General features: G+C 48.5%; 16 protein-coding genes. 4 read left to right on the top strand and 12 right to left on the bottom strand.

Annotated elements, in window-relative coordinates; translation table 11 throughout:
• Positions 1–79 precede the first annotated feature (79 nt).
• Positions 80–265, top strand: coding sequence for a 50S ribosomal protein L28 (gene rpmB / locus A1sIIB106_RS04275; RefSeq protein WP_095671252.1), 186 nt, complete (start codon positions 80–82; stop codon positions 263–265).
• A gap of 16 nt (positions 266–281) precedes the next feature.
• Here the strand turns inward: rpmB and A1sIIB106_RS04280 are convergent, their stop codons facing one another.
• Together A1sIIB106_RS04280 and thiL are read right to left on the bottom strand one after the other, a co-directional pair.
• Positions 282–1535, bottom strand: coding sequence for a hypothetical protein (locus A1sIIB106_RS04280; RefSeq protein ID WP_095677474.1), 1254 nt, complete (start codon positions 1533–1535; stop codon positions 282–284).
• Between the two features lie 111 nt (positions 1536–1646).
• The gene (gene thiL, locus A1sIIB106_RS04285; protein WP_095677872.1) at positions 1647–2573 is read right to left on the bottom strand and encodes a thiamine-phosphate kinase; all 927 of its coding nucleotides are present in this window, start codon (positions 2571–2573) and stop codon (positions 1647–1649) included.
• 76 nt (positions 2574–2649) lie between these two features.
• Here thiL and A1sIIB106_RS04290 point away from each other — a divergent pair, with 76 nt between their 5' ends.
• Positions 2650–2883, top strand: coding sequence for an Lrp/AsnC family transcriptional regulator (locus A1sIIB106_RS04290; protein WP_095671254.1), 234 nt, complete (start codon positions 2650–2652; stop codon positions 2881–2883).
• Here the strand turns inward: A1sIIB106_RS04290 and A1sIIB106_RS04295 are convergent.
• The 6 genes from A1sIIB106_RS04295 to leuC form a co-directional block, all read right to left on the bottom strand.
• Positions 2880–3947, bottom strand: a complete 1068-nt coding sequence (locus A1sIIB106_RS04295) for a D-alanine--D-alanine ligase family protein (protein WP_095677475.1) — start codon at positions 3945–3947, stop codon at positions 2880–2882. The two genes, A1sIIB106_RS04290 and A1sIIB106_RS04295, sit on opposite strands and share 4 nt — an antisense overlap.
• On the bottom strand, positions 3944–4945 hold the full coding sequence (locus tag A1sIIB106_RS04300) for an NAD(P)H-dependent glycerol-3-phosphate dehydrogenase (protein ID WP_095677476.1): 1002 nt from the start codon (positions 4943–4945) through the stop codon (positions 3944–3946). The genes A1sIIB106_RS04295 and A1sIIB106_RS04300 overlap by 4 nt, the downstream gene beginning before the upstream one ends.
• Positions 4945–5739 (bottom strand): lysophospholipid acyltransferase family protein, encoded by a 795-nt coding sequence (locus tag A1sIIB106_RS04305; protein WP_095677477.1) that lies wholly within the window; start codon positions 5737–5739, stop codon positions 4945–4947. Before A1sIIB106_RS04305 ends, A1sIIB106_RS04300 begins: the two co-directional genes overlap by 1 nt.
• 91 nt (positions 5740–5830) lie before the next feature.
• Positions 5831–6286 carry an HU family DNA-binding protein gene (locus tag A1sIIB106_RS07210; protein ID WP_095677478.1) on the bottom strand — a complete coding sequence of 152 codons (456 nt, stop codon included), beginning with the start codon at positions 6284–6286 and terminating at the stop codon, positions 5831–5833.
• A gap of 259 nt (positions 6287–6545) precedes the next feature.
• Positions 6546–7145, bottom strand: coding sequence for a 3-isopropylmalate dehydratase small subunit (gene leuD / locus A1sIIB106_RS04315; protein ID WP_095677479.1), 600 nt, complete (start codon positions 7143–7145; stop codon positions 6546–6548).
• Between the two features lie 14 nt (positions 7146–7159).
• The gene (gene leuC, locus A1sIIB106_RS04320) at positions 7160–8551 is read right to left on the bottom strand and encodes a 3-isopropylmalate dehydratase large subunit (RefSeq protein WP_095677480.1); all 1392 of its coding nucleotides are present in this window, start codon (positions 8549–8551) and stop codon (positions 7160–7162) included.
• A 54-nt stretch (positions 8552–8605) separates the two neighbouring features.
• On the opposite strand from leuC, the gene A1sIIB106_RS04325 reads away from it, so the two are divergent.
• Positions 8606–9322: an IclR family transcriptional regulator gene (locus tag A1sIIB106_RS04325; protein WP_095671261.1), complete on the top strand. Its 717-nt coding sequence runs from the start codon at positions 8606–8608 to the stop codon at positions 9320–9322.
• Here the strand turns inward: A1sIIB106_RS04325 and A1sIIB106_RS04330 are convergent.
• Together A1sIIB106_RS04330 and recA are read right to left on the bottom strand one after the other, a co-directional pair.
• The gene (locus A1sIIB106_RS04330) at positions 9319–9825 is read right to left on the bottom strand and encodes a regulatory protein RecX (RefSeq protein WP_320410424.1); all 507 of its coding nucleotides are present in this window, start codon (positions 9823–9825) and stop codon (positions 9319–9321) included. The two genes, A1sIIB106_RS04325 and A1sIIB106_RS04330, sit on opposite strands and share 4 nt — an antisense overlap.
• Positions 9825–10907 carry a recombinase RecA gene (gene recA / locus A1sIIB106_RS04335; RefSeq protein ID WP_095677482.1) on the bottom strand — a complete coding sequence of 361 codons (1083 nt, stop codon included), beginning with the start codon at positions 10905–10907 and terminating at the stop codon, positions 9825–9827. The genes A1sIIB106_RS04330 and recA overlap by 1 nt, the downstream gene beginning before the upstream one ends.
• Positions 10908–11152: 245 nt before the next feature.
• On the opposite strand from recA, the gene yaaA reads away from it, so the two are divergent.
• Positions 11153–11707, top strand: coding sequence for a peroxide stress protein YaaA (yaaA, locus tag A1sIIB106_RS04340; protein ID WP_095677483.1), 555 nt, complete (start codon positions 11153–11155; stop codon positions 11705–11707).
• Here yaaA and A1sIIB106_RS04345 read toward each other — a convergent pair.
• Both A1sIIB106_RS04345 and A1sIIB106_RS04350 read right to left on the bottom strand, forming a co-directional pair.
• Complete coding sequence (locus tag A1sIIB106_RS04345; RefSeq protein ID WP_095677484.1) at positions 11704–12969, bottom strand: YeeE/YedE family protein; 1266 nt, start codon at positions 12967–12969, stop codon at positions 11704–11706. The two genes, yaaA and A1sIIB106_RS04345, sit on opposite strands and share 4 nt — an antisense overlap.
• Positions 12954–13916 carry a sulfurtransferase gene (locus A1sIIB106_RS04350; protein ID WP_095677485.1) on the bottom strand — a complete coding sequence of 321 codons (963 nt, stop codon included), beginning with the start codon at positions 13914–13916 and terminating at the stop codon, positions 12954–12956. The genes A1sIIB106_RS04345 and A1sIIB106_RS04350 overlap by 16 nt, the downstream gene beginning before the upstream one ends.
• Positions 13917–14022 lie beyond the last annotated feature (106 nt).

Genomic DNA, 14022 nt, shown 5'->3' on the forward strand with positions numbered 1-14022 from the left:
TCGGAATTAGCGTGAAGTTGGCCTTCTTGCTACCCTTACGCCCTGTTCATTAAGTTAAAGATCTATAAGGAGTAACGCTGTGGCATCAACATGCGATATCTGTGGCAAAGGGCCCAGCTTTGGAAATAACGTTTCACACTCTCAGGTAAAGACTCGTCGTCGCTGGAATCCAAATATCCAACGCATCAAGACACTTGTCGGTGGAACAGCTAAGCGCCAGAACGTTTGTACTTCCTGCCTTAAGGCCGGAAAAGTTTCTCGCTAACGCTTCCTAGATCTAATTAAGACCGCTTTTTAAATCCAGTTGGGCACTTTGGCTTTACGCCAGTGACCTTTCTTAACTGGTTTCCTTTAATACAAGAAATTGACGTCACCTTTGGCGTTGGCGTTGGCTTAGGCGACGCTGTAGTTCGAACTGTTCCCGCGGCCGACATATTGCTTGCAGCCCCGGCAGATGAAGCCATTAAGTCAAAACTAGGATTTAGCGAGATATCTAGCATCGGATCTGGGAATTCAAAGCCGAAGACCTGAATGATGATTCGACCATTCTTAACAGCTACAGTCTTAGTCGCTGCGGTAGATCCGCCTTCGCTTGTGCGAACTGAAATAGTCAGAGCAGAGGCTGCATCTTCTGCGCGCTTAAGTCCCCAAAGCGCTAGCGCATCGGCAGATGAAATCGTTGCATAGTAAAAACCAGTGTTAACTGACTTACCGTCCGGAGCTAGGCGCGGAGCAGATGCTTTGTAACTCAAAGACTTCTTCTCAGCGTTCCACACTGGAGTTGACAGTTTGCAGAGTCCGTTAGATCCAACATAGATCTTGCCGCTGCCACCCTCAAATGAGAACCCGAGTGGATCATTGGATGGAACCAAAATTGATTGGAATTGAGTAACGAGCGCTGATGAAACACCAGCATCACCTGAACAATCTTTTGAGCTCTTAGCCTGAGGAACCTTTACTGGATAACCAGCAATCTCAAAGACCGCCGCCTGAACATCAACTGTTGCTTCAGTTGCAATGCCATAGGTAACGCCTAGCTTGAAGTCGGAGATTCGCATCTTTACCGAAATCAGCGCATCGCTATTTAAATTAACTGGCGTTGTCGCACTTGTTGTTAGCGCTGCCAGTGTGACGTTATTTCCTGGTGAATAAGTTGGTTTGGCATCGAGCATGATCCATGGAACAAATTCATTTGCAGCTTGTGCTTCTATGTATAGCCCGTCGTAATTTTCATTTGTAAATGCGCCATCTGCGCTCCATCGCCCTGGCAGAGCTTTGCCGGATGCAACACCATTTGTATTTCCTGCAGCAGCACCTTGAGTACCGCTAGCAACCCAAGTAAGTGCAATAGCTTTGCCACCAGTAGGTGTAATGCTTACTGAATCAATGCAGTATGCGCCGCCACCTGCAGAACAAGGTAAGAACGCACCCTTGGGAAGTGTGACACTGGCATTTGCAGAAGTAACTCCAACCAGAATTGCTGAGATAGAAAGTGCTACAGTGGCCAAAGTTGCTACAAATGATGATCTTTTCATCTCATAAAATTATCGCCTTGCGAAAAGGTAGGCAATAGCACCGCGCCCGTTTTTATGTGTTTAAAAAAATAAAAAATATGGAAATCACTGCATAAAAACCCAAGGGTCTTTTTAGAAATGTTGCCAAGCGTTCGCTGCCACGCCTGCGGGAACGTTTGCAAGGCCCGCGCCCTGGGTAACTTCTCCAATTAAAAGCCCTGGCAGATCTGTGCCGGTTGCCAGAAGGGTGTGATCCTCTCCCCCAGCAAAAATCCAACTCCAAATATCAATATCCATTCGCTGGGCAAGATTTTCAAGCTCCATGAATTCAGCGCTTGCTTGGATTTTAGTTAGGTCAAAGTTAAAGCAAACCTTTGAAGCCTCAGCCATCTGTGCTGCTTGAATAACCAACGCATCGCTGACATCGCAGAGCGCATTTGCCTTTGAGGAATCAAATCCATAATCAATAGTTGGAGACTTAAACTCGCTAAGTGCTTTTTGAGCAGGCTCCATATCTTCTTTTGATCCAGAACTCACAATCGCCAAACCGGCCGCCGACCACCCCGTAAGTGATGATAAATAAATGCCATCTCCTGGTTTTGCTCCACTACGAGTTATCGCTTTGTTAGTAGAACCAATCGCAGTCATTGAGAGAACTACTTGATCAGCGCGAGAGATATCTCCACCAACCACATGGGCTCCCGCAAGATCTGCTTCATATTTAATCCCACGCGCAAGATCAGAAATCCATTCCATAGTTTCGGAACCTGTAAGAGCAACAGCGACAAGCAGGTAATCGGGCTTAGCTGACATCGCTAAAACATCTGCGGTATTTGCCGCCGTAACCTTTCGCCCAATTTCAAAAGCGCTCGACCAGTCGGTTCGGAAATGTACTCCGGAAATGGCCATGTCGGTTGTTACAACTTGGGCTTTGGCGCCAGATACAACCGCTGCATCATCGCCAATCCCAAGAGAAATTCGTGGATCGGTTGATGCAAAAATCTCCTTTAGGCGCGCGATTACCTGCGCTTCGTTGAAGCCGCCATCACCAATCGCCATAGCGCCAAGACTAGAACATGGGGTACCTTTGCGCTTACCTTCAACGGCGAAGTTCTCACGAGAAAGGCAGACCACTATGTCAGTTCAGGCATACATCTTGATTCAAACCGAAGTTGGCAAAGCATCTAGCGTTGCAAAATCTGTCTCTGCTATCGCCGGCGTTACATTGGCTGAAGGAGTTACAGGTCCTTACGATGTAATCATGCGCGCAGAGTCTCCATCAATGGAGGAATTTGGTCGCGCAATTTTGTCTAAGGTGCAGGCTGTTCCGGGTATTACACGCACCCTGACTTGCCCTGTTACTTACTAATTACCCAAGACACCGTTACTGCGCGTAAGCGCTGATACCAGTAAATGGGAAATAACTTCTGTGTACTCCACGCCAGTTGCTGCCCACATCTTTGGAAATACTGATGTTGCGGTAAAGCCTGGCATCGTGTTTAACTCATTGATGATGACTTCATTGTTATCAGTTAAGAAGAAGTCCACACGGGCTAAGCCACTGCAGCCAAGTGCGATAAAGGCATCTACCGCTTTGGCGCGGATCTGATCGCTGATCTTCTGATCAATTGCCGCCGGAAGTTCGATGGTTGTGGCTGAATCTAGATACTTAGCTTCAAAGTTGTAAAAATCGTACTTCGGATCGATTTTTATCTGCCCAACCAGTGATGCTTTAGCAACGCCATCAATTTCAAGGACTGCGCACTCGATCTCTTTGCCACGAATTTCTTGCTCAACCATCGCCTTTGGGTCAAAGGTATGTGCCTCTTCAAGAGCAGCACCAAATTCAGCAGCAGATTTAACTTTTGTTGTTCCACGACTTGATCCACCACGTGCCGGCTTTACAAATACTGGATAGCCAAGTTGGTCTGCCTGTTTTTGAACCGCTGATTTATCTTTTGCCCAATCAGATGCGCGAGCGACAAAGCCTGCAGCAACTTTAATTCCGGCGGCCGCAAAGATTGGCTTTGCAAATGATTTATCCATAGCAACTGCTGAGGCAAGAACTCCAGAGCCAACGTATGCAATATCGGCAATCTCAAGAAGTCCTTGAACCGTTCCATCTTCACCGTACGGACCGTGCAGTAACGGAAAGACGATATCAATCTTTAAGTTGACGCCAGCGCTAATAAAACCTGATGCATCTAATGAAACGGGGTTTCCGGTTTCTGGGACAACAGGGAGAACGCCGTTTTGAATGGTTAGAGATGTTTTGTCATCAAGTAAGAACCATTTGCCGTTCTTGCTGATGCCGATCAAAACAGGTTCAAATTTGCTGCGATCAATTGCGGAGAGCACTCCCCCTGCGGAAATACATGAGATTTCGTGTTCGCTGGAGCGACCACCACAGATAATTGCTACGCGCTTAGTCATCGGATGAAGTTCTCAGCTTTAGTGGTTATCTCCATCAGGCGTTGCAGCGCCTGCGCTGGCGTAAGTGAGCCATTAACAATGTCAGCAACTGATTCGATAACTGGGACTTCGACACCAACGCGATGGGCAATTTCTACGATCGCGCTCGATGAAGCAACGCCTTCTACCGTCTTAGCTCCTTGCGCAACCGCTTGTTCCATGGAACCAGTCTTACCTAAGAGTTCGCCAAATGTGCGGTTACGAGAAAGTGGAGAGCCACAAGTTGCAACCAAGTCGCCCATTCCAGCAAGGCCTGCCGCACTTAGCGGATCAGCCCCGTGCGCAGCACATAACCGGGCTACTTCATTAAGGCCGCGAGTAATCAGCATCGCTTGGGTATTTTCGCCAAAGCCCATGCCGATAGAGATTCCAACGGCTAAGGCAATTACATTTTTGATTGCGCCCGCTAATTCGCAACCTAACAAATCAACTGATGTGTAAACGCGGTAGTAAGGAGTGCGAAATAGTGCGCGAACTTCTTCAGAGGTAGCTTGCGTAGTTGCTGCAGCCACCGCCCCGGCGGGTTGGCGCAGCACTAGTTCGTCAGCCAAATTCGGTCCTGTAATCATGGCAATCTTGTGTGGGCCGAGAATTTCAACAATTACCTCAGACATACGGAGTTGGGTGCTGATTTCAATTCCTTTTAATGTACTGACCACCAAGCAACCTTTCGAGAAGCGTGGTTTCCACTCCTTTAAAGTTGCGCGCAATTGCGAAGATGGAATCGCTAAAACATAACTTTGGCTAAAGGCGAAGGCTTCATCTAAATCTGAGGTGGCTTTCAGCTCTACAGGCAATGTGTGATGCGCCAAATACTTAGCGTTGGTATGCGAGGAATTAATCTCATCTACAACTTCTTGGTTTCGCCCCCAGAGCAGAACTTCATTTCCAGCATCGCAAAGCACTTGCGCCATGGTTGAACCCCACGCACCTGCTCCAAATACCGTTACCTTGCTCATTACTTCTCTGCCACCTTTTTGCGCTTCTTCTTAAAATTACCCGTACGAGGTAAATCAGAAGTATGCGGATCAAAGATTACTTCAGGTCGCTTCTCGCCACGAATTTCCTCTAGCAAAGTTGTAATTTCCCGCATGACCTTCGCGGTTGCCTCGATCAGCGCTTGCTGATCATCTTCTTTGCCGTACCACTGGGATAGGTCAACCGGTTTTCCCGCTTTCAAGGTGATCTGGGTACGTGGGAATAATTTAATTTTCTTCGAATATGTTGGCATCAAAATTTGCGCACCCCATTGTGCAACTGGAATAACGGGAGTGCGAGTGCTGATTGCTAGTCGCGCTAATCCAGTCTTTGCAACCATCGGCCAATGATCGGCATCGCGAGAGAGCGTTCCCTCTGGATAAACACCAAGTAAATGTCCCGACTCCAAAAGTCGTTTCGCGTGATCAACAGCTTTGCCTGCGTTAGGTGTTTCACGTTCAACGGGAACCTGGCCAGCTGCAAGCAGAATGCGGCCGATGATTGGAACTTTAAATACGCCAACCTTGCCTAGGAAACGTGGGGCTCGACCATTCTTATAAAGAAAGTGGGCAAAATTTAAAACATCAAAATATGAGAGATGGTTATTCGCAACTATTACCGCGCCAGTCTTTGGAATATTTTCTGCGCCGATCCATGTGCGCTTGGTGATCAAGTTAATAATTGGAATCAATATCGATGAGCAAATTTTAAAGGTGATATTTGTACCGAGAGGGTTACCGGTAGGTGGCGCGTATGAAACGCGCATCTTGGCCATATCTAAATCTTAGTGGGCAAAGAAAAACTGGGGCCAGCAAGCGCTGACCCCAGTTCTATGAAGTTTTTGAAGATAGGTTAGGAAGCGAGAATTAACGCTTCTTAGCAGCCTTCTTAACAACCTTCTTAGCTGCTGGCTTACGCTTAGCAACTTTCTTAACAGCCTTCTTCGCTGCTGGCTTCTTCTTTGCAACCTTCTTGACTGCTGCCTTCTTAGCCACTGGCTTTGCAACAGGCTTTGGTTCTGGCTTTGGAGCCGGTCCTAGCTTGCGCTCACCTGAGATGACATCCTTCAAACCCTTTGCAGGCAAGAAGCGCGCCTTCTTTGAAGCTTTGATCTTGATTGTCTCGCCTGTGAATGGGTTACGACCCATACGTGCCTTGCGATCAACCTTCTTGAACTTACCGAAATCATTGATCATTACATCTTCACCCTTTGACATGGTGCGTGTAATTGTGTCGAAAACGATTTCTACAGCGTGTGCTGCTTCCTTCTTGCTGTCGTTGAAGTGTGGGGCCAACGCGGCAATGAACTGGGCCTTATTCATCTAAATCCCCTTAGATTTAAGCGTAAATTAAGCGTTCGCTTAACTTGTGGCTAAAACTTAAACCTTTTAATAGGGTGATAGCGATATTAACGCGGGCGTGTCGCAATTTAATATTTTAGAAAAATCGCACTTTTTACGCGTAAAAAACTCTCATTTACAAGTTGAGGGTTGAACAGAAAACGCTCACCCCATCAACGAAGTGAGCGTTTTACGCTGGTTTTTACGCTCAAAAAAGCGCAGAAACATTTTTCTTTTACCTTTAAATGCGTATTGGCAGTGTTTTTGGCTTGTAAGCAGGACGCTTTGCTTCGAAAGAATCAATCGCATCGGTGTGCTTTAACGTCAAACCAATGTCATCTAGACCTTCCATCAAGCGCCAGCGGGTGTAGTCATCGAGTTCGAAGGCAACAGTTGTTGAGCCGTATGAAACTGTGCGTGTTTCTAGATCTACAGTAATTGAAGTAGTTGGATCGCTCTCAATAGTTGTCCAGATCGCCTCCACCGCCTCCTGCGGAAGGATCACGGTAAGCAGTCCGCCCTTAAGTGAGTTTCCACGGAAGATATCAGCGAAGCGGCTTGAGATGACCACTTTGAAACCGTAGTTCTGAAGCGCCCAGACCGCATGCTCACGTGATGAACCGGTGCCGAATTCAGGACCAGCAACCAAGATGGTTCCGCTCTTGTATTGCACTTGGTTTAGTACAAACTCTGGGTCATTGCGCCAAGCGGCAAAGAGCCCATCTTCAAAGCCGCTGCGAGTAACTCGCTTTAGGTAAACGGCAGGAATGATCTGATCGGTATCAACATTGCTACGGCGTAGCGGAATACCTGTGCCTGTGTGTTTAACGAACTTCTCCATGGCCATATCCCTTCCTACAAATCTGCCGGTGATGAGAGCGTGCCGCGAATTGCGGTAGCTGCTGCAACAAGTGGGCTAACTAAGTGCGTACGTCCGCCCTTACCTTGGCGGCCTTCAAAGTTTCTATTGGAAGTTGAAGCAGAACGCTCTCCCACAGCTAGTTGATCTGGGTTCATGCCCAAACACATTGAACAACCGGCGTTACGCCATTCGGCACCGAAATCAAGGAAGACTTTATCTAAGCCCTCTTTCATCGCTTGCTGGCGAACGCGCTCTGAACCAGGCACAACTAACATGCGAAGTTTTGGTGCAATCTTCTTGCCTTCAATTACTGATGCAGCTGCACGTAGATCTTCGATGCGACCATTGGTGCAAGAGCCCAAGAAAACAGTGTCAATCGCTATCTTTTTTAGTGGCGTTCCTGCTGTAAGACCCATGTATTCAAGTGCGCGTTCAGCAGCTCCACGTTCTTCAGAGTCTTTAATATCTGCAGGATTTGGAACTGATGCATTTAGTGGCAAGCCCTGTCCTGGATTAGTTCCCCACGTTACAAATGGCTCCAGTATGTTGCCATCGAGTGTGATCTCAACATCAAACTTAGCATCGCTATCTGTAAATAGCGTCTCCCAATACTTCTGCGCAGATTCAAAATCTTCTGGCGCATGTGGCTTGCCCTTAATGTAATCAAAGGTCTTCTGATCTGGTGCGATCAAACCAGCGCGCGCACCAGCTTCGATAGACATGTTACAAACGGTCATACGGCCTTCCATCGAAAGTTCGCGAATTGCGGAGCCGCGGTATTCGATGATGTAGCCCTGTCCCCCGCCAGTACCGATCTGAGCAATGATCGCCAAGATAATATCTTTTGCGGTTACGCCGGTCTTTAGAGTTCCTTCAACATTAATCGCCATTGTCTTTGGACGGTTTGATGGCAGAGTCTGTGTAGCTAGTACATGTTCAACTTCTGAAGTTCCGATACCAAAGGCAATCGCGCCGAATGCGCCATGTGTTGAGGTATGTGAATCACCGCAAACAATGGTCATGCCAGGTTGGGTGATTCCGAGTTGTGGTCCAACTACGTGGACAACGCCTTGATCGGCATCGCCAAGTGAGTGGATGCGAATTCCGAATTCCTTCGCGTTATTGCGCAAGGTATCGATCTGCAGCTTTGATACAGGATCTGCGATCGGCTTTAAGATATCGAGCGTTGGGGTGTTGTGATCTTCTGTTGCAATTGTCAGGTCTGGGCGGCGCACTTTTCGTCCAGCAAGGCGCAGACCATCAAATGCTTGGGCACTTGTTACTTCGTGAACTAATTGCAGATCGATGTAGAGCAGATCAGGTTCTCCTTGCGCCGAACGAACGACGTGGTCTTCCCAAATCTTCTCTGCCAGAGTTTTACCCATGCTCTTCTTCCTTTAAATCTTGCATCTCATTAGATGGGATGCTAATCTCACTGTGTGGAGAAGAAGAATAGCGGAGTTGGCGTTCTAGATAAAGCGGTAACCATTCTAGGTACGCTCGAATCTGGCCCTCATTCGCTGGCAGAGCTCGTTGCCGCAACTGGCATCGCTCGCCCCACCGCTCACCGTTTAGCCGTTGCCCTTGAGCACCATCGCCTTGTTACGCGCGATCTGCAGGGTCGTTTCGTTCTTGGACCTCGTTCTTCAGAACTCGCAGCTGCAGCAGGTGAAGATCGCTTACTGGCTGCTGCTGCCCCAGCACTTGCTGCGCTGCGCGATGCAACCGGCGAATCTGCACAGTTATATCGTCGCCAGGGAGATATCCGTATCTGTGTTGCAGTTGCTGAACGTTTATCTGGTCTTCGCGACTCTGTGCCAGTCGGTGCTTCGCTAACCATGCAGGCAGGTTCTGCTGCGCAAATTTTATTGGCTTGGGAAGATTCCGAAAAGATTCATCGCGGACTTAAGAACGCAAGATTTACAGCTGCACATTTATCTGCCGACCGTCGCCGCGGATGGGCGCAATCAGTTGGAGAACGCGAAGCAGGCGTTGCATCAGTTAGCGCGCCAGTTAAAGGCCCTAATGGAAAAGTAATTGCCGCAGTATCTATCTCTGGCCCTATAGAGCGTTTAGGACGCCAACCAGGGCGCGTACATGCAGCCGCTGTAGTTGCAACTGCCGCAAGACTTACTGAACATCTCGCCAAAAGTTAATTGTTAAGTAGATCCAACTCTTTCAACACTTGAGAGATTGTTCCAAAACCAAAACCCTTACGTTGCAGAAGCGACTGAATTCTGCGCACCTGCACCTCTGGTTCAAGGCGTGACATGGTGTTGTATTTCTTGAAGGCTAGATCAAAGGCGCTGCGGTATTCGGAGTCGTCATCTATCTCATCAAGTGCTTCATCGATCGCGCTCTGCATTACGCCCTTTTGGCGAAGCTCCCCCGCGATGATTCGCTTTGAGATCTTCTTATGGTTGTGGCGCGACTGCGCCCAGGCTTTAGCAAACTCTTCATCGTTAACGAGGCCGGCTTCTTGCAACCGGAAGATAATTGCTTGCGCAACATCATCTTCTACGCCCCGGGTCTTAAGGTGAGCGAGAAGCTCGCCCTTACTTTTCGCACGAGTAACCAGAGCGTTTAACGCAATGGTGTGTGCTACTTCGTAAGGGTCGGAGCCTTCGCCTCTTGAAACCTTTACAAAATCAAGGCTAATTAGAAATCAACCTCTGCTGCAGCTTCATCGATCGCCGCTACGAGCTCGGCATCAACTTCGATCGGCACAAAGTGTGCACGGATCTTGGTCTCGATCTCATTAGCTAGATCTGGGTTATCGAGAAGGAATGCACGAGAATTTTCCTTGCCCTGTCCCAACTGATCGGCTTCGTATGTGTACCAAGCGCCAGATTTCTTAACGACTCCGATTTCAACGCCGAGGTCGATTAATGAACCTTCGCGTGAGATACCTGTGCCGTAGATGATGTCGAATTCGGCTTGCTTAAATGGTGGAGCCATCTTGTTCTTGACGACCTTAACGCGGGTGCGGTTACCAACGGATTCGGTGCCATCCTTAAGAGTTTCGATGCGACGGATGTCGAGGCGAACAGATGCGTAGAACTTAAGTGCCTTACCGCCGGTTGTTGTCTCAGGTGAACCGAAGAAGACACCAATCTTTTCGCGGAGCTGGTTGATGAAGATCGCAGTTGTCTTCGATTGGTGAAGTGCACCGGTGATCTTGCGGAGCGCTTGAGACATAAGGCGTGCTTGCAATCCCATATGTGAATCGCCCATTTCGCCTTCGATTTCAGCGCGTGGCACAAGTGCTGCAACTGAGTCGACTACAACGAGATCAAGTGCGCCAGAACGGATCAACATATCCATGATCTCTAGCGCTTGTTCACCAGTGTCTGGTTGTGAAACAAGAAGTGCATCGATATCAACGCCGAGCTTCTTTGCATACTCTGCATCGAATGCGTGCTCTGCATCGATAAATGCGCAGATACCGCCGGCCTTTTGTGCATTTGCAATTGCGTGCAAGGTAAGTGTTGTCTTACCTGAAGATTCTGGTCCGTAGATTTCTACGATACGTCCGCGTGGTAGTCCACCGATACCGAGTGCGATATCTAGTGCGATTGAACCAGTTGGGATAACTTCGATGATCGCATTTTGACGATCAGACATTTTCATTACTGAGCCCTTACCAAATTGACGTTCGATCTGGGCTAGTGCGGTGTCGAGCGCCTTTTGGCGATCGGAGGTGTTTTTCTCTTCGGCTTTATTTGCTTTTTCAGCAGCCACGTTTTGCTCCTTTAGATAAGAACGTCTATGCGTGATGCATATTCGTTGGTAGTCGGCCCAGAAGGTACGGAAGGCCGCCGACGGCCTACGAGGCTTATAGAGAGCCTGTGGGCGGAAAGCGGAACCGCTCTGGTTGTGCAGGGATAACTTTATCCGAACATCTGTTCGAAAGGTAGCAGGAGGGGCTGACAAGGTCTTTAGGCGTGTCGCCCTCTAGTTCTCGGTAAGAAGGGGAGGATGCCCAGGTGTTGATCCTGCTACCCCCTTCCGAGAAGAAGGTTGAGACCAACAAGCCAGCGCCCGCGATCAACGTCTACACCGGAGTCCTCTACCAGGCCCTCGGCTGGGCCACTCTTAGCCCTGCGGCGCGTAAGCGGGCGGCGAGCGCAGTTGTGATCATCTCAGCCAAGTACGGAGCGGTGCGCCCCGACCAGTTGATCGAGAGCTACAAGGCGAAGATCGATAACAGCGCGATGCGCGAGCCGGTCGCGAAAGTTCTAGACCCAATCAAGACCCCGCTAATCGTGGACTGCCGTTCATCGACTTATAAAACGGTCTGGCACTCCCCCATAGAAAAGACTGTTGAGATTCAGATTTCAACTGTCGTCGATGGCGTGCGCAAAGTCGTTACTCACATGTCTAAGAAGACCCGCGGTGAAATTGCGCGCGTGCTCTTGCAATCACGGTCGGTGCCAAAGACCCCGGAAGATCTATATGCGATTGTTTCGGAGAAGTATCCATGTGCGCTGACGCCGAGCGATGGAGTAAATCCTTGGGTCTTGGAAGTAATTGCTGTTTAAAGCTTATGGAGTTTTAGCTTTATCCCGATCCAAGCTCCGGTAAAGGCAGTTGCGAAAAATACCCAGCCAGAGAGTGCGAATGACTGTGTTCCAGAGAGAAGAACTCCGACGGTGCAGCCAAGTGCGATCATCGAAGACCAACCGAGAAGCAGCCCACCAACGAGTGCGGTTAAGGCGTTGCGCCAACTAATTTGCTGGAATTTAAAGCGATTACCCGCTAACGCTGCCGCGAATGATGCGATAACGATTCCGAGAATCAACCAACCGTTATTTACGATCGCTGTAGAAACAACTGCGATGCAACCGGCCATTAGATCTAAGCCATCCAGGTTTTGTGGAATCCAACCTTGGCCCTCGAAGTAGGTTCGAGAGGTTGTGCTTATCTGGCGCGTTACACCAAGGGGTTCAATTCGCAGGTAAGCAAAGGTTCCGATTACTCCAAAGATTGCACCGGTAGTTAGCGGACGCCAACGATTGATCAGAAGTGATTGGCGCAGGCTTGCGAGATCAATCTTGTTCGCAACCGGATTTGAAAGTGGCGTTGAGTTTTTACCAAATTTAATGGCAACTACTGCGATCAACGCAAGTAGCAACAGGGTTAAGGCTAGCGATCCGCCATAACCTAGATAATGCGGAAACCAAGTTGTCGGTGCATCGCTAATTGATTTTGAGTACAGCGTGTTCCAACTCTTGAAACCAAGTCCGAATCCAATAAGCGAACCAAATAGCGCAGGGTATGCGCGCAGCGATCCTTGGCCAATGCGGTAGAGATGGCCGCTAATGCAGGCACCTGAGAGCGCCATACCGATTCCGAATGCCAGACCGGCGGCAACCAACGCGGTACTAACTGGTCCGATATGCGCATTAGGTGGAAGGCGATCTGAACTTGTATCAGGCAAGAACTGACCAAAAATAACTGCGTAACCAATTGCACCGACTGCAATGGCGCTAAGGATCGATAAAAACGGTGTTGTGTCACGGTCTTCAATGGCATCTCGGAAGATACAGAAGAAACAGAAGCGACCTCTCTCAAATGCGATTCCGAGAGCGCTACCAATCAAGAGCGAGAGCGCTGCGTTGGTACCAGTTCCTTCGTTATCGCTTAATTGGTATGCGGTGAAGAGCAATCCAATTACTAATAAGGCGGCTAACCCTGTTCTTACAGAATCGCCTTTGCTCCAGGTAGAAACCTCAGTAGAGGTTCCGGAATCTCCGGAACCTCTACCAAAGTTAGTAACTGCGCTAATTACGCTGCTCCCCAAACAGTTCCGGCTGGGTTGTTAATTGGATTTCCAACGCCGTTGCCGTATTCAGTCCAAGAACCGTCATAGTTCTTAACTTCATATCCAAGGATTTCGCTAAGTACAAACCAAGTAAGCGATGATCGCTCACCAATGCGGCAATAGGTGATGATCGGCTTCTTGCCGTCAATCCCCTTATCTGCGTAGAGCTTCTTGAGTTCTGCAACTGTCTTGAAGGTTCCATCAGCATTAACGTTCGCGCCCCATGGCACATTAATGGCACCTGGAATATGTCCTGCGCGAACTGCTAGCTCTTGGAATCCTGCCGGTGCGAAGATTTTGCCGTTGTACTCATCAGCAGAACGAATGTCGACTATATCTGCAGAACCTTTCTTGCGAACTGCAGGGAGCACATCGCGAATCAATGTAGCGCGGATTGATTTATCTGCCTTAGTGGCAACGAAATTGCCTTCTTTTGGTGTTGAAACAACAGTTGTGAATGGTCGACCATCCTTCTCCCACTTAACTCGTCCGCCATCAACTAGGCGAACATCTTCAATGCCGTAGGTATTAAAGATCCATGCTCCCCATGCAGCGAACCAGTTGTTCTTATCTCCATAGAGAACCACTGTTGAGTTCTTGTTAATTCCGGCAGCACGAGCAAGCTTCTGAAAGCGTGTGCCTGCGACGATGTCACGGTTAACAACTTCAACTAGATCTGTGTACCAATTGAACTTAACTGCATTCTTGATATGTCCACGCTCGTAAAGACCAGCTTCGGTGCTTACTTCGATGATCTTTACATCTGGATTATCGAGGTTCTTCTCTAGCCAATCAGCCTGAACAACAGAACGTGCCAAGTTCTTTGGCGCAGCGTTTGCAGGTGTGGATGTTACGCCGGCAATCAAGCCAAGGCTTAGTAAAGCAATAACAATATTCTTCGATCGAGCTACAACATTCTTAAACATACTTATCTCCTTAAAATAGTTTCAAATTTGAAAAATTGATTTAAATAATGGGTTTGGGGGCTTGCTTAAAGACAGCAGGCAGAAGTGTTTACACGGCAGAAATCAA

Origin of the sequence: Candidatus Planktophila lacus, assembly GCF_002288325.1 — a bacterium.
GTDB classification, from domain to species: domain Bacteria; phylum Actinomycetota; class Actinomycetes; order Nanopelagicales; family Nanopelagicaceae; genus Planktophila; species Planktophila lacus.

What these genes read in the sequence shown, in the direction of transcription:
- A1sIIB106_RS04300 (WP_095677476.1), bottom strand. Translation starts at nt 4,945, where the DNA reads ATGAGCAAGGTAACGGTATTTGGAGCAGGTGCGTGGGGTTCAACCATG.
- A1sIIB106_RS04295 (WP_095677475.1), bottom strand. Translation starts at nt 3,947, where the DNA reads ATGACTAAGCGCGTAGCAATTATCTGTGGTGGTCGCTCCAGCGAACAC.
- A1sIIB106_RS04305 (WP_095677477.1), bottom strand. Translation starts at nt 5,739, where the DNA reads ATGGCCAAGATGCGCGTTTCATACGCGCCACCTACCGGTAACCCTCTC.
- thiL (WP_095677872.1), bottom strand. Translation starts at nt 2,573, where the DNA reads ATGGCGATTGGTGATGGCGGCTTCAACGAAGCGCAGGTAATCGCGCGC.
- leuD (WP_095677479.1), bottom strand. Translation starts at nt 7,145, where the DNA reads ATGGAGAAGTTCGTTAAACACACAGGCACAGGTATTCCGCTACGCCGT.
- A1sIIB106_RS04290 (WP_095671254.1), top strand. Translation starts at nt 2,650, where the DNA reads ATGTCAGTTCAGGCATACATCTTGATTCAAACCGAAGTTGGCAAAGCA.
- A1sIIB106_RS04280 (WP_095677474.1), bottom strand. Translation starts at nt 1,535, where the DNA reads ATGAAAAGATCATCATTTGTAGCAACTTTGGCCACTGTAGCACTTTCT.
- A1sIIB106_RS07210 (WP_095677478.1), bottom strand. Translation starts at nt 6,286, where the DNA reads ATGAATAAGGCCCAGTTCATTGCCGCGTTGGCCCCACACTTCAACGAC.
- A1sIIB106_RS04350 (WP_095677485.1), bottom strand. Translation starts at nt 13,916, where the DNA reads ATGTTTAAGAATGTTGTAGCTCGATCGAAGAATATTGTTATTGCTTTA.
- leuC (WP_095677480.1), bottom strand. Translation starts at nt 8,551, where the DNA reads ATGGGTAAAACTCTGGCAGAGAAGATTTGGGAAGACCACGTCGTTCGT.